This window comes from Aminobacter aganoensis (assembly GCF_014206975.1).
Classification (GTDB): domain Bacteria; phylum Pseudomonadota; class Alphaproteobacteria; order Rhizobiales; family Rhizobiaceae; genus Aminobacter; species Aminobacter aganoensis.
In genome coordinates this window covers 21,080-35,151 of the sequence record NZ_JACHOU010000018.1, presented here as the reverse complement: position 1 = coordinate 35,151, position 14,072 = coordinate 21,080, and the positions used below count along the sequence as shown (strand labels likewise).

Genomic DNA, 14,072 nt, shown 5'->3' with positions numbered 1-14,072 from the left:
CCAAGGGCTTGCGCCGGTTGTCAGCCACCAGTCAGATCGATAAGCCCTTGATGTCGCTCGCCTAAAGTGGGCTCCGAATAGGCGTTCCGCCTGATCTTAATCAAATGAAATCAACTGACTTTCATTTCGCTTCCGTAACAATAAGAGCGCGGCATTGGCGCGATACATCGGACGCGTACTCTGGGGGAATTCGGAGAAGGCGCAGATGCCAAATGCCTACAGTCCTCGCACGCTAGCGCTAGAATGGCAGTGCTCTGAGCGGCACATACGCAACCTGATCGAGCGTGGTGAACTCAAAGCGTTTCACCTTGGCGGCAAACTGTTGCGGATTGAGGCATCAGAGGCTCAAGCCTTCAAGCTCCGCAACTCCACGAGCCGGGAACCCGTGCCATTTGAGACTGCACCCGAGCCAAGCACAATCCCATCCCAGCCAAAAAGGAAACGAGCCGAAAGGCTCGACTACCCATTACGCCAGCTCAAGGCGACAAAATACTAAGCTGGCGGGAGCGTGGGCGGCTTGGGCAGTTCGCACGCCTGATAGTAGAACTCCATGTCCGCTATCATTGCCCTGCGTCCGTTCACCTCGGCAAATCGGAAGTGGAATGTTGAGGGCTTCCCTGCCCCGTGCGGATCGGTGAACGTTGCCGCTTGACGTTCGGCAGGCCGTCAACCTCATAGACGATGAATTGGAAGTTCATGGCACCGTCGCCAGGGAAATGCACCGACAGATCGGCGCCGTTGTCCTGTATCCATGAATCCGGGTTTGTCTCGTGGATATACCACCGGCAACGCTCTGCCGCATGGGCAGGGAACGCGAGAGCTACTATAGCCCCAAGCATGAAGCCAAGACGCAGCATTGTGGGCCCCCTTTCGCCGGACGCCCTTAATATGCTCCTAGCCCCCACCAGCGACAAGACGGCCCAAATTTGGTGTTAATTCCGAGACCCTCGGAGCACATATTTGACTGATATTTGATGAATTTTGCCGCAGTCAGGCTAAGTGCCTGAAATCGTTGGTACGCCCAAGGGGAATCGAACCCCTGTTCCCGCCGTGAGAGGGCGGTGTCCTGACCGCTAGACGATGGGCGCAGCCGAGATCGGCGATATAGGCTGGCGTTTTCGAAAAAGCAACAGCCCCTGTCGGGATATTATTGCGGCGACCTGCCGCTCAACGCCGATGTTCGATCAGATCCCACAGATTGCCGTGCAGATCGGCAAACACCGCGACCGTGCCATAGGCCTCGTGGCGCGGCGCCTCGCGAAACGCCACGCCCTTCTTCAGCATCAGCGCGTGGTCGCGGGCAAAATCGTCGGTCTCGAGAAACAGGAACACCCGCCCGCCGGTCTGGTTGCCGATGGCGGCGGCTTGCGCCTCCCCGTCGGCCCTGGCGAGCAGCAGCCTCGCCCCTTGCCCGCCGCCCGGTTCGACCGTCACCCAGCGCTTGCCGCCGCCGAGATCGACATCGTCGACAAGCACGAAGCCGAGCTTGTCGACATACCAGGCGATCGCCGCATCATAGTCCGCGACCACCACCGAAACCGTGGCGACGCGGCGGCCCGAGGCGGGAAATCCGCTCACTGCGCCTTGATCGCGAACTGGCCGATCAGCCGCCGCTCGGCGATGTCGTAGAGAAAGATGGTCCGGCTGCCGTCGGCAAGCTCGGCATCGATCGAGATGCGGTTGCCCGACAGGGCCTGCGACATGACCTTGGCGCCGGCCGGCAGCATGATCTCGCCGCTGATCTGGGAACCCGCCGGCACCTTGATGTCGCCGCCCGCCACCGAGGCAGGCGGTGTCGCCGTCCGCGATTTGTAGACAACGCCGCCAATGACGGCCATAAGGGCGATGAACAACAGCCCCAAATTGATGATGAAAAAGCGGATGAGTTTCCTGCGGACACGCTCAACCGACGGGTCGAGCGGCTTGTCTTCTTCGTCTATGTCGGGCCGAGACATGTCAAAACTTTCGGAACAATTGTGATGAGCGCATCAGATAGCGAAGCGGCAGGCACTTTGATAGTGCTCGAAGCCGGTGCCGATGCCGCAGGCCTTCGGCTCGACCAGTGGCTGGCCGCCCGCCTCGCGCCCGACCTGTCGCGCAGCCGCGTCCAGGCGCTGATCAAGCAGGGCGCCGTCAGCGTCGGCGGCAAGGTCGTCGACGAGGCCAAACGCAGGCTCGCGCCCGGCGACCAGGTCGCCATCGACATGCCCGAGCCCGAGCCGGCCGAACCGGAGGGCGAAAAGATCGCCCTCGACATCCTCTTCGAGGACGACGAGCTGATCGTCATCAACAAGCCCGCCGGCCTCGTCGTCCACCCCGGCGCCGGCAACTGGACCGGCACGCTGGTCAACGCGCTGATCCACCATTGCGGTGACAGCCTGTCAGGCATCGGCGGCGTCAAGCGGCCGGGAATCGTCCACCGCCTCGACAAGGAGACCTCCGGCGTCATGGTCGTCGCCAAGACCGACCGCGCCCACAAATCGCTGTCGGAAGCATTCGCCGACCACGGCCGGACCGGCGATCTCGAGCGCGCCTACGATGCGCTGGTCTGGGGCATCCCGCAGCGGCTGACCGGTACGGTCGATGCGCCGCTCGGCCGCCACGCCGACCGCGTCCGCCGCGCCGTGGTGCCCGAGCACCGCGAAGACGCCCGCCACGCCATCACCCATTTCACCGTGCTGGAGCGGTTCGGCGCCGAGCAGGGCGAGTTCGCCGCCGCCAGCCTGGTCGAGTGCCGGCTCGAAACCGGCCGCACCCACCAGATCCGCGTCCACATGGCCCATATCGGCCACCCCGTCGTCGGCGATCCCGACTACGGCCAGGCCTTCCGCACCAAGTCCAACCGCCTGCCCGAGCCGTTGAAATCGGCGGTCAAGGCGTTTCCGCGCCAGGCCCTGCACGCCAGGCTCCTTGCATTTCGCCACCCGGCTACCCATTTGATCATGCGGTTCGAGGCGCCTTTGCCTCGCGACATGGGGGAGTTGGTCGAAGGCTTTCGGAATCTCTGAACCTCCGATCAGAAAACCTGACTCGCATTGTTCACTTTGGCGTGACACACTGTTTCGCATTGAACAAATCGTGTCTTTTCCGGTTTTGTTCCTGTATAAGACCCATGGCGCGACAGTGCATTCGGCAGCCGCGCCACATGCTCGCCTGGATCAGGGAGCATTTCTCGTGCAGAGGGAGGGCGCTTTATGGCCCAGTCACTACCCAGTATCGTCTCCGGTGAAGGCGGCCTCAGCCGCTACCTGGAAGAAATCCGCCGCTTTCCGATGCTCCAGCCGCAGGAAGAGTACATGCTCGCCAAGCGGTACAATGAGCATGAGGACACCGGCGCAGCCCACAAGCTGGTCACCAGCCATTTGCGTCTCGTGGCCAAGATCGCCATGGGCTATCGCGGCTATGGCCTGCCCATCGGCGAAGTCATCTCGGAAGGCAATGTCGGCCTGATGCAGGCCGTCAAGAAGTTCGAGCCGGAGCGCGGCTTCCGGCTGGCCACCTACGCCATGTGGTGGATCAAGGCCTCGATCCAGGAGTACATCCTGCGCTCGTGGTCGCTGGTCAAGATGGGCACCACCGCCAACCAGAAGCGCCTGTTCTTCAACCTGCGCAAGGTCAAGGGCAAGATCCAGGCGCTTGACGACGGCGACCTGAAGCCCGAGCACATCACCGAAATCGCCACGCGCCTCAATGTCTCCGAGGCCGAGGTGGTGTCGATGAACCGGCGCCTGTCGGGCGATGCCTCGCTCAACGCGCCGATCCGCGCCAGCGAAGGCGAGTCGGGTGAATGGCAGGACTGGCTGGTCGACGACCATGACAGCCAGGAAACCATGCTCATCGAGCAGGACGAACTCGACAACCGCCGCGGCATGCTCGCCAGCGCCATGTCGGTGCTCAACGACCGCGAGAAGCGCATCTTCGAGGCACGCCGCCTCGCCGACGAGCCGCTGACGCTGGAAGAGCTCTCGTCCGAGTTCGACATCAGCCGCGAGCGCGTCCGCCAGATCGAGGTGCGAGCCTTCGAAAAGGTTCAGGACGCGGTCAAGGCCGCCGCCAAGAAGCAGGCCCAGGCGCTCCGCACCATCGACGCCTGAGCTTTTGGCTCGCAGGTTGCGCGTCTGAACGCACCTGCAAGCGAGAACGCGACCTGAACCATCCCTGCAGCGCCGTGTGTCACCCCGTGACGCACGGCGTTTGTGTTTCCGGACCCGCGCCGATTTGGGGGTCGGTAACCGCATCTCAATGCTTGGCGCATAGCGTCAATCAATGTTCTGGAATGACCTTCGAAAAGCGCTCGTGGCGGCGGTGCTGAGCCTCGTGATGCTTGCATCTCTGGGCGCGGCCCCCCTTGACGCAGCTGAAGCCAGGGACATTCGCAGCTCCTGCTGGGCATCAAGCAGTTTGTCGGAGGATTTGGGCTCCGTGATCCATTCGCCCGGGCGCTGGGCCTGCGGAGAGCGGATCTATTCGCTCGAAGGCGAGCGGGCGCTGCTGCGTTTCGAAATCGGTCCGCGCGATGCCCTTCCCCAGTATCTCTTCACAAGGCGAAGCGCGCTCGCGGCAGTGCATCTGCTGGCGATCGACCGAGACGGCGCAATGCGCCAGACCTCCTTGTCGGCCGATGAATTGCGCAGCGCTCTGCGCGGCGGCTATTTCAAAGCTCCCCTGCCGGCCGTAACCCGCGACACGCTGCAGGTCGTTGTCGCGATCGATTTGCCGAGCCACCAGATGACGCTGGAAAGAGCCTATCTGTCACCCTCTGACATTGCCCTGGGCCCAGACCTGATGCGGTCGCTCCTTTTCCTGGCGATCCTTGCGGGAATGCTCTCCATGCCGCTCATTTTCAACGCGGCCTTCTACCGGATCCTGCGCGAGCCGTTCTTGCTTTGGCATTCCATGCTCACGATTTCCCTGTTGCTGACCATCCTGGTCTCTTCGGGTCTCGCAGTCGTTCTCTTCGATCCGCCGGCAATGACGTTGAGCTGGATGACGACTGTGATCTTCGGCCTTACGGTCGCTTCCGGGGCTATGTTTACGCACAGCTTCATCGAACCCGGCCGCATGCATCCGCTCCTGAGGCGGGCGCTGTTCTGGTGCGCCGTATGGGCGATGTTTCTAGGCACGTCACACGCGGCATTTCCGTTCGTCGGGCGCCAATTTCAGTCGACGGTGTACACGGCGGCTTTTGCACCGGTGCTCATCATCTTCATGGTGTCGGTCGCCGACGCGCTGCTGCGCGGAAGTCGGGCCGCCAGGTTCCAGGCGATCGGCTACATACCGGTGCTCATGACTGGATTGGTGCGCCTGGTCACGGGTGTGGTTCCCGGGTTGCAGAGCAACGATGCCATGTTGCTGTTCTATGTGGGCTGTGCTTGCGAGGTTCTGTTCACCACGCTCGGCGTGGCGGACCGCTTCATGACGATCAAGCGCCAGCGCGACAGCGCACGTTTCGAAGCCGACATGCTGGAGCGCCTGTCCGAACGCGACGCACTGACGGGACTGCTCAACCGGCGGGCAATCGAGCAGAATTTCGAAAGGTTCCGCTCCGAAGGCTACCGCACGCTGGCCGTTCTCGACCTGGACCACTTCAAGGCGATCAATGACGTTCACGGCCACGTGGTCGGCGACGCCGTGCTGAAGGCCGTGGCCGAAGCCCTCCATGCAGACCCGCAAGTTCACGCATTCCGCCTCGGCGGAGAGGAATTCGTGCTGCTTGTTCGGGGAGAGGATGCCCAGGTTCGAGCGGAACGTCGGCGGCAGGCGATCCCCGCCGTCGTCGCCAATGCCGTTCCAGGCCTTGGGCGGCCCGTAACCGCCAGCATGGGCATCACTGATGATGCGCCGCCAAATGCCGAGTTCGCTGCGCTCTACGAACAAGCCGACAAGCTACTTTACAACGCCAAACTTGCTGGCCGCAATCGAACCCAAATCGCCTCGGCGCAAGGATCGGAAATGACGCGGATTCCGTCTCTGATCTTGTTGCCCAGCGAGCCTGCGCCACATGGGGAACATGGCAGCAAAGACGCGCACGTCCATCGCAGCACGCATAGACAGACTGAAAGTGCGGCAGCTTCACGGCGGTGACCAGCCACTGTGGCCGGACTGGTCACCGCCCGCCACGTGAGCGACGGCTGTCCGCGCGAGAGATCGAACTCCCAGCCTATGCCTTTCGTGTCAGGCCCAGCGCCAGCTGTTCCATGCGCTCGGCCAACGAGCCCAGCGCGCCGGTCAGCGCCGCGTCGTTCTTGTCGGCCTTGGTCAGCGCGTCGTCGCGCGTCTTGCGCAGCGTCTGGACTTCGGTTTCCATGCCCTTGACGCGTTTCTGCAGCTCGGAAAGCTCGTCCATCACCATGATGCCAGCCATCACGGTCAGCCTCTGATCGCCGATTTCGCCGAACGAATCCTTGAGATGCAGGACATAGCGGTCGAAGCGGTTGGCGAGATCGATCAGATGCTCTTCCTGCCCTTCGTCGCAGGCCATGCGGTATTGTTTGCCGTCGATGGTAACTGTGACTTGCGCCATCTCCATCCTACCTGTCCAGAACGGCGCGGATCGTCTCCATGGCGGTCACGAGCCGCCGCGAGACTTCCTTGTTGGCTTCTTCCAGCCTTTCGGCGCGGGCTTCGGAATTGTCGAGCTCCTGCGCAAGGCGGGCACGATCGGCATTCATGCGCTGGACCTCGGCTTCAGCCTCGCCGTAGTCCTGCTCGTGCTCGAGTCGAGCTGCGACCGCACTTTCGAGCGTCTCGATCGCCCTGCCAAGCCGGCCAATGACTTCCCTGAGTGTAGTATCCCCGGTCATGGCTCCCGTAGACCCTCGCCCATCACCGAATCGCGCACGTTTCAGAACGCGTTATGGGTGAAACATTAGGCACCGGTTGAAGGAGGCGTCAACAAAGCTGTTTGGCCTTTCCCCCAATAACCGCACGAGCGCGAATATCGGAAAGGCGCGCAGGCGTGACTTGGCGCCGCAATGAGGGTGCGAAAACGCACCGATTTATTGACTCAAGCCCTATGCCTGCTATGTGTCGCCCACTTTTCCGGGGCTCCCGTCGCCCCACTTTCCAAGGGTTATGGGAGGGACGATGTCCTCGCGCGAAAAACACGACCGGATGGCCAACGCGATCCGCTTTCTGTCCATCGATGCCGTAGAGAAGGCCAACTCCGGCCACCCCGGCCTGCCGATGGGTGCCGCGGACGTCGCAACCGTGCTCTACACCCGCTTCCTCAAGCATGACCCGGCCAATCCGCATTGGCACGACCGCGACCGCTTCGTGCTGTCGGCCGGCCATGGCTCGATGCTGCTCTACTCGCTGCTCTATCTCTCGGGCTACGAGGACATTACGCTCGACGAGATCAAGAATTTCCGCCAGCTCGGCTCCAAGACCGCCGGCCATCCCGAATACGGCCACGCCGCCGGCATCGAGACCACCACCGGCCCGCTCGGCCAGGGCCTCGCCAACGCCGTCGGCATGGCGCTTGCCGAACGCATCATGAATGCCCAGTTCGGCGACAAGCTGGTCGACCACTACACCTACGTGCTCGCCGGCGACGGCTGCCTCATGGAAGGCATCTCGCAGGAAGCGCTGTCCTTTGCCGGTCACCTCAAGCTCAACAAGCTGATCGTCTTCTGGGACCACAACAACATCTCGATCGACGGCCCGATTTCGCTCGCCGACTCGACCGACCAGCTGGCCCGCTTCGCCGCCTCCGGCTGGAACACGATCGCCATCGACGGCCATGACCCTGAGGCCATCGCCGGCGCCATCGAGGCCGCCAAGCGCTCGGACCGCCCGACGCTGATCGCTGCCAAGACCACCATCGGCTTCGGCTCGCCGGCCAAGGCCGGCACCAACAAGGTCCATGGCTCGCCGCTCGGCGCCGCCGAAATCGAGGCGACCCGCAAGGCGCTCGGTTGGGAATACCCGGCCTTCGAGATCCCCTCGGAAATCCTCGACGCCTGGCGCCTCGCCGGCCTCAACTCGGCCAAGAAGCGCAACGACTGGGAAAAGCGTCTCGCCGAGGCCGAAACCGAAGTGCGCGCCGAATTCGAGCGCCGCATGCGCGGCGACCTGCCCGCCAATTTCGACGCCACCATTGCCGAATACAAGAAGAAGCTTGCCGCCGAAAAGCCGAAGGTCGCCACCCGCAAGTCGTCGGAAATGGCGCTCGAGGTCATCAACGGCGTCGTGCCCGAGACCATTGGCGGCTCGGCCGACCTGACCGGCTCCAACAACACCAAGACCAGCCAGACCAAGCCGATCTCGGCCGAGGACTACGGCCAGCGCTTCGTCCACTACGGCATCCGCGAGCACGGCATGGCGGCTGCCATGAACGGCATGGCGCTGCATGGCGGCGTCATCCCCTACTCCGGCACCTTCCTGTGCTTCTCCGACTATGCCCGCCCGGCGATGCGCCTGGCGTCGCTGATGGGCATCCGCGTCGGCTTCGTCATGACCCATGATTCGATCGGTCTCGGCGAAGACGGCCCGACGCACCAACCGGTCGAGCACTTCGCCGCCCTGCGCGCCATTCCCAATCACATCGTCTTCCGCCCGGCTGACGCGACCGAGGCCGCCGAATGCTGGCAGCTGACGCTCGAAAACCGCACCACCCCGTCGACGCTGGCGCTCACCCGCCAGAACCTGCCGGCCGTGCGCACCGAATTCGTCGAGGAAAACCTCTGCGGCTACGGCGCCTACGAACTGGCCACCGCCGAGGGCGATGCCGAAGTCACCATCTTCGCCACCGGTTCCGAGGTCGAGATCGCACTCGGTGCCCGCAAGCTGCTGCAGGAAGCCGGCCACCCGACCCGCGTCGTTTCGGTGCCCGCCTTCGAGCTGTTCGAAAAGCAGAGCCCCGAATACCGCAAGGCGATGATCGGCAACGCCAAGGTCAAGATCGCCATCGAGGCTGGCATCCGCATGGGCTGGGACAGCTTCATCGGCACCGACGGCATCTTCATCGGCATGCACGGCTTCGGCGCCAGCGCTCCGATCGAAGACCTCTACAAGCATTTCGGCATCACCGCCGAGGCCGCCGCCCAGGCTGCCAAGGCTCGGCTTCAGGCTTAAGACGTTCCCCCAGGAGGATCAGACATGACCGTAAGAGTTGCCATCAATGGTTTCGGCCGCATCGGCCGCAACATCGTGCGTGCGATCTATGAATCGGGCCGCAAGGACATCGACGTCGTTGCCGTCAACGATCTCGGCCCGGTCGAGACCAACGCCCACCTGCTGCGCTACGACAGCGTGCATGGCCGCTTCCCGCACGAAGTGAAGGTCGAAGGCGACAGCATCAACATCGGCAGCGACAAGTTCAAGGTCACCGCGATCAAGGACCCGTCGCAGCTGCCGTGGAAGGAACTCGGCGTCGACATCGCGCTCGAATGCACCGGCATCTTCACCTCCAAGGACAAGGCCTCGGCGCATCTGGCCGCCGGCGCCAAGCGCGTCATCGTCTCGGCGCCTGCCGACGGTGCCGACCTGACCGTGGTCTACGGCGTCAACCACGACCAGATCACCAGGGACCACATCGTCATCTCGAATGCGTCCTGCACCACCAACTGCCTGGCCCCCGTCGCCATGGTCCTCAACAATGCCTTCGGCATCGAAAAGGGCTTCATGACCACGATCCACGCCTACACCGGCGACCAGCCGACGCTCGACACCATGCACAAGGACCTTTACCGCGCCCGCGCCGCGGCGATGTCGATGATCCCGACCTCGACCGGTGCAGCCAAGGCCGTCGGCCTCGTCCTGCCTGAACTCAAGGGCAAGCTCGACGGCGTTTCGATCCGCGTGCCGACCCCCAACGTCTCGTGCATCGACTTCAAGTTCGTGGCCAAGAAGAACGTCACCGTCGAAGAGGTCAACGCAGTGCTCGTCGCTGCCGCCAACGGCCCGCTCAAGGGCGTGCTCGCCTTCACCAACGAGCCGCTGGTGTCGATCGACATGAACCACAACCCGGCCTCGTCGACCTTCGCGCTCGACCAGACCAAGGTCATCGAGGGCAACCTCGTCCGCGTCATGTCCTGGTACGACAACGAGTGGGGCTTCTCCAACCGCATGGCCGACACCGCCGTCACCATGGGCAAGACCATCGCCTGACCAGGCGGCAGATCGCGATCTTCGGATCCGCTTGACGACGCCCGGCTTCGGCCGGGCGTTTTCGTTTTTGCTGCAGCGCAGAAAAATCATTGGCTCAGCCGGCAAAAATCCATTCTGGCTTGCACACGGCCTTTTCTTCGCCGCACTCTCAACCGACGCAGCTAGCAAGCGCTTCGCGGACGGGTCGGGATGGAACAGGCGGTATATCTGGTCACGCTGGTCGGCACCGCGTTGGTGGTGGCCGCGGCATTTTCGAGCCTGATCGCCTTCCGCTTCGGCGCCCCGCTGCTGCTGCTTTTCCTGGGCATCGGCCTCGGCTCCGGCGTCGACGGCCTCGGCATCGTCTTCGACAACGCCCACATCGCCTATTTCGTCGGCGCCATAGCGCTGGCCGTCATCCTGTTCGATTCCGGCTTCGGCACGCCGGTGGGCGTCCTGCGCCAGGCCGGCCTGCCGGCGCTCACGCTTGCCACCGTCGGCGTCGGCATCACGACGGTGATCTTCGGCATCGCCGCCTATTACCTCACCGGCTTCACCTGGCTCGAATCCTTCCTGCTCGGGGCGGCCGTCGCCTCCACCGACGCGGCCGCCGTGTTCTTCCTCTTGCGCGCCGGCAACATCAACCTGCGCGAGCGCGTCCGCTCGACGCTCGAAATCGAATCCGGCACCAACGACCCGATCGCCATCTTCCTGACCATCACCCTGGTCGAGATCATCGCGCTCGGCGCCAAGCCCGATGCCGATCTGCTGCTCGTCGATCTCGTCGTCGGCTTCATCGTCCAGATGATCCTGGGCGCGGCCATCGGCCTGCTCGGCGGCTTCCTGATCGTCAAGCTGGTCGAGCGGCTCAACCTCGACCGCGGCCTGCTGCCGATCTTCGTGCTCACCTTGTCGCTGCTGGTCTTCGCAGCCGCCGGCGCCGTCGGGGGCTCGGGCTTCCTCGCCGTCTATCTCGCCGGCCTCGTCGCCGGCAATTCCGACATCCGCGCCGTCTCCACCCTGAAGCGTTTCCAGGACGGCATGTCCTGGCTCGCCCAGATCATCATGTTCCTGGTGCTCGGCCTGTTCGCCACGCCGTCGCAGTTCCCGGCGATCCTGGTCTCCGCGCTGGTGCTCGGCCTGTTCCTGATGTTCGTCGCCCGCCCGGTGGCGGTCTGGCTCTGCCTCATCCCGTTCAACATCCCGCGCCAGGAGACCGCCTTCATCTCATGGGTCGGCCTGCGCGGCGCGGTCTCGATCCTGCTCGCCATCACCCCGCTGCTCGGCGGCCTGGAAAACGGCCGCGCCATCTTCAACATCGCCTTCATCATCGTGCTGACCTCGCTGGTCATCCAGGGCTGGACGGTCGGCCCGCTCGCCCGCCGCCTCGGCCTCATCGTGCCGCAGCGCTACGGCCCGCTCGACAAGGTCGAGCTCGAACTGCCCGGCTCCGCCCACCACGAGCTTCTCGCCTATCGCGTTGTGCCCGGCTCGCCCGTCGCCAGGGGCCAGCGCATCCCGCGCTGGGCCCGGCCATCGCTGGTCGTGCGCGACGGTCGCTCGATGCGCTTCCAGGACATGGGCCGCCTGCAGGCCGGCGACAACGTCTACATCTTCGTGCCCGACCGCTACCCGCGCCTGCTCGACCGGCTGTTCGCCAGCCGCGCCGAGGTCGATGCCGAGGACGAGGATTTCTTCGGCGCCTTCACCGTCGACCAGACCCATCTCGCCGGCGAGCTCGAGGCGGTCTACGGCGCCGCCATCCGCGAAGAGGAGCGCAAGCTCACCATCGCCGAGTTGATCACGCAGCGGCTGCGCGGCCATGTCGAATATGCCGACCGCGTCTCGCTCGGCCTCATCGACCTGATCGTCCGCGACGTCGACGAAAAGGGCCGCATCGTCTCGGTCGGCCTGTCGATCGAACCGGCCCCGCCGCCGCCCCCGGTTCCGGTCTTCCTCAGCGCCGGCGAAATCGGCGACCGCGTCCGGCGTTTCTTTGCCGGACGTCCGAAGAAACCGGCGGCAAGGCAGGACGCCGCAACGACTTCTGAAGGCCTGTCCGAGGACGCCTGAGCCGAGAATCCCCCTCCCCCTTGTGGGGAGGGGCTAAGGGTTGGGGTACTCCCGCCAAGCGGACGGACATCGCCTCTCCTGCCAAACTCACCCCGTGCGGCTACTTCAGGACGACCACCGCCTCGACCTCGAACTGCATGGCGTCGACAGCAAGCTTGGGCACCGGAACCAGGGTCTGCGCCGGCAACGCCGTGCCGAACATGTCCGTCACGCGCTCCGTGAGCACGCCGAGCTTGGACATGTCGTGGTCGACCACGAAGACCGTCAGCTTGGCGACCTGGTCGGGCCTGGCGCCGATCCGTTCGAGCGCAGCGCCCAGGTTGGCATAGGCCTGCTTGACCTGAACGGCGAAGTCCGGCGACAGGCCTCCCTTGCTGTCCTGGCCGCCCTGCCCGGAGATGTAGGCCACCCGCGCTCCGGCAGGGATGATCACCGCCGTGCTGTAGCCGTTCGGCGACGGGTCGTAGAGGGTCTTCGGGTTGACGATGGTCAGCTTGAGATCGTTCTCGTTCGCCGTCGTCGCGGTGGGAACTGCCATGATGATGAGCCCTCCGATGAGCAGATGCTTGATTGCGTGTGACATGGTTTTTCTCTCGAGCTCCCGGACGGCGGGCAACCTGCCCTCGCGGCCGGCCTGGTTGAACTTCGCCTCTGGCGCTCCCGTCTCGTACGATATACGATTCATCTCATCGTACAGCATACGAGTCAATTGGCCGGGATCGACATTACTGACATCCCCGGCCAGGATCGACGCACGCAACAGCGAGGAAGATGGATGGCAGCCAAGCGCAGCGGTGCCCTGAAAAAGCGGTCTCCCCGGCCCGCGCAGGAACCGCGCAACGAACCGCCCCTCTCTCTGGAACGCATCGTCGCGGCCGCGGTCTACCTGCTCGACGCCGAGGGAGTCGCCGGATTGACGATGCGTCGCCTGGCCGACCGTCTCGGCGCGGGCACGATGAGCCTGTACTGGCACGTCGACAACAAGGGCGATGTCCTCGATCTGGCGCTCGACGCCGTGCTCGAATACCCCGGACCGCCGCAGCCGGTCGTGCCGGGAGACTGGCGCGCGGAAGTCGTTCATCTGCTCGAGCACTGGCGCGCCGGCATGCTGCGCCATCCCTGGTCGGCATCGCTGCTGCCGGGCCGGGCGCTCGGCCCGAACATCCTCAATCGCCTGGAGTTGCTGGGCGGGATCCTGTCGCGGGCCGGAGTGGCGGATGCGGAACTGAACGCCGCGATATGGTCGCTCTGGAACCATGTCATGGGCGCCACCGTCACCCGGGCGAGCTTCGACTTCTCCGAAGACGACAGGGCCGCCGCACAGCAGCGCCTTGCACGTCTCGGCGAACGCTACCCGACGATCGAGCGCTCCCGCCTGCTGCTGGACGACGATTGGGATGGCACCTTCAGGAAAGGCCTCGACCTCCTGCTCGATGGCCTCGCCACGAGACGGTGATGGCTTACGCCAGGGGCCGACGTCACTTCAACCGTTATGGACGACCGAGAGCTTGTTCCCGGCCGGATCGCGGACATAGGCGGAATACCAGTCCGGCCCGTAGTGGGGTCGCGCGTCCGGCTTCCCTTCATCTGTCCCGCCATGGCGCATGGCCGCCGCGTAGAAGGCATCCACTTCGGCGGCGGACTTGACCATGAAGCCGACCATCGCTCCATTGCCGGCGCTGGCTGGCTCTCCATTGAACGGCTTGCAGACCCAGAGCACGAATCCGTCCCCCTTGCCGCCCTCCGAATAGGCGTGCCATCCCGGAAACTCGGTGTGCTTGCTCCAGCCGATCGTGGCCAAAGTCGCGTCATAGAAGGCGGTCGACTTGGCGTCGTCGACCGCACCAACAGTGGCATAAGCACTCATCGAGATCGTTCTCCAGCTTTGTGGCGAACCGTATCAGCGAATA

The 14,072-nt window shown here is 64.1% G+C and carries 14 protein-coding genes and 1 tRNA gene; 7 read left to right on the top strand and 8 right to left on the bottom strand.

From position 1 onward, the window contains the following. Positions 1-578: 578 nt before the first annotated feature. The 4 genes from GGR00_RS23335 to GGR00_RS23320 all read right to left on the bottom strand — a co-directional run bounded on the left by GGR00_RS23335 (position 579) and on the right by GGR00_RS23320 (position 1,955). Entirely contained in the window at positions 579-857 is a 279-nt protein-coding gene (locus GGR00_RS23335; protein ID WP_184701459.1) for a hypothetical protein, read from the bottom strand. A 156-nt stretch (positions 858-1,013) separates the two neighbouring features. After that, positions 1,014-1,088: transfer RNA gene (locus GGR00_RS23330), tRNA-Glu, on the bottom strand. A 79-nt stretch (positions 1,089-1,167) separates the two neighbouring features. Beyond that, the gene (locus tag GGR00_RS23325) at positions 1,168-1,578 is read right to left on the bottom strand and encodes a VOC family protein (RefSeq protein ID WP_055974256.1); all 411 of its coding nucleotides are present in this window, start codon (positions 1,576-1,578) and stop codon (positions 1,168-1,170) included. Then, positions 1,575-1,955, bottom strand: a complete 381-nt coding sequence (locus GGR00_RS23320; RefSeq protein ID WP_184701457.1) for a fimbrial protein — start codon at positions 1,953-1,955, stop codon at positions 1,575-1,577. Before GGR00_RS23320 ends, GGR00_RS23325 begins: the two co-directional genes overlap by 4 nt. A gap of 24 nt (positions 1,956-1,979) precedes the next feature. Here GGR00_RS23320 and GGR00_RS23315 point away from each other — a divergent pair, with 24 nt between their 5' ends. From GGR00_RS23315 to GGR00_RS23305, 3 genes are all read left to right on the top strand, one after another. Continuing rightward, on the top strand, positions 1,980-3,008 hold the full coding sequence (locus tag GGR00_RS23315) for an RluA family pseudouridine synthase (RefSeq protein ID WP_184701455.1): 1,029 nt from the start codon (positions 1,980-1,982) through the stop codon (positions 3,006-3,008). A 186-nt stretch (positions 3,009-3,194) separates the two neighbouring features. Beyond that, a complete protein-coding gene (gene rpoH, locus GGR00_RS23310; RefSeq protein ID WP_055974265.1) occupies positions 3,195-4,094 on the top strand; it encodes an RNA polymerase sigma factor RpoH in 900 nt (299 codons plus the stop codon). 172 nt (positions 4,095-4,266) lie between these two features. Beyond that, on the top strand, positions 4,267-6,084 hold the full coding sequence (locus tag GGR00_RS23305) for a sensor domain-containing diguanylate cyclase (protein ID WP_184701453.1): 1,818 nt from the start codon (positions 4,267-4,269) through the stop codon (positions 6,082-6,084). A 76-nt stretch (positions 6,085-6,160) separates the two neighbouring features. On the opposite strand, the gene GGR00_RS23300 is transcribed toward GGR00_RS23305, so the two are convergent. Both GGR00_RS23300 and GGR00_RS23295 read right to left on the bottom strand, forming a co-directional pair. Further along, positions 6,161-6,523: a cell division protein ZapA gene (locus tag GGR00_RS23300; protein WP_055975387.1), complete on the bottom strand. Its 363-nt coding sequence runs from the start codon at positions 6,521-6,523 to the stop codon at positions 6,161-6,163. A 7-nt stretch (positions 6,524-6,530) separates the two neighbouring features. After that, a complete protein-coding gene (locus GGR00_RS23295) occupies positions 6,531-6,803 on the bottom strand; it encodes a DUF4164 domain-containing protein (protein WP_055974268.1) in 273 nt (90 codons plus the stop codon). Positions 6,804-7,086: 283 nt separating this feature from the next. Between GGR00_RS23295 and tkt the strand changes: the two genes are divergently transcribed. The 3 genes from tkt to GGR00_RS23280 all read left to right on the top strand — a co-directional run bounded on the left by tkt (position 7,087) and on the right by GGR00_RS23280 (position 12,162). Next, entirely contained in the window at positions 7,087-9,075 is a 1,989-nt protein-coding gene (tkt, locus tag GGR00_RS23290; protein WP_055974271.1) for a transketolase, read from the top strand. A gap of 24 nt (positions 9,076-9,099) precedes the next feature. Continuing rightward, a complete protein-coding gene (gap, locus tag GGR00_RS23285; RefSeq protein WP_184701451.1) occupies positions 9,100-10,110 on the top strand; it encodes a type I glyceraldehyde-3-phosphate dehydrogenase in 1,011 nt (336 codons plus the stop codon). Between the two features lie 189 nt (positions 10,111-10,299). Continuing rightward, positions 10,300-12,162, top strand: a complete 1,863-nt coding sequence (locus tag GGR00_RS23280) for a potassium/proton antiporter (RefSeq protein ID WP_055974277.1) — start codon at positions 10,300-10,302, stop codon at positions 12,160-12,162. Positions 12,163-12,262: 100 nt separating this feature from the next. Here GGR00_RS23280 and GGR00_RS23275 read toward each other — a convergent pair whose 3' ends face one another. Further along, the gene (locus GGR00_RS23275) at positions 12,263-12,745 is read right to left on the bottom strand and encodes a RidA family protein (RefSeq protein WP_184701448.1); all 483 of its coding nucleotides are present in this window, start codon (positions 12,743-12,745) and stop codon (positions 12,263-12,265) included. Between the two features lie 192 nt (positions 12,746-12,937). On the opposite strand from GGR00_RS23275, the gene GGR00_RS23270 reads away from it, so the two are divergent. Next, positions 12,938-13,618, top strand: coding sequence for a TetR/AcrR family transcriptional regulator (locus GGR00_RS23270; protein WP_184701446.1), 681 nt, complete (start codon positions 12,938-12,940; stop codon positions 13,616-13,618). 27 nt (positions 13,619-13,645) lie between these two features. Here the strand turns inward: GGR00_RS23270 and GGR00_RS23265 are convergent, their stop codons facing one another. Then, the gene (locus tag GGR00_RS23265; RefSeq protein WP_055974285.1) at positions 13,646-14,029 is read right to left on the bottom strand and encodes a VOC family protein; all 384 of its coding nucleotides are present in this window, start codon (positions 14,027-14,029) and stop codon (positions 13,646-13,648) included. Positions 14,030-14,072 lie beyond the last annotated feature (43 nt).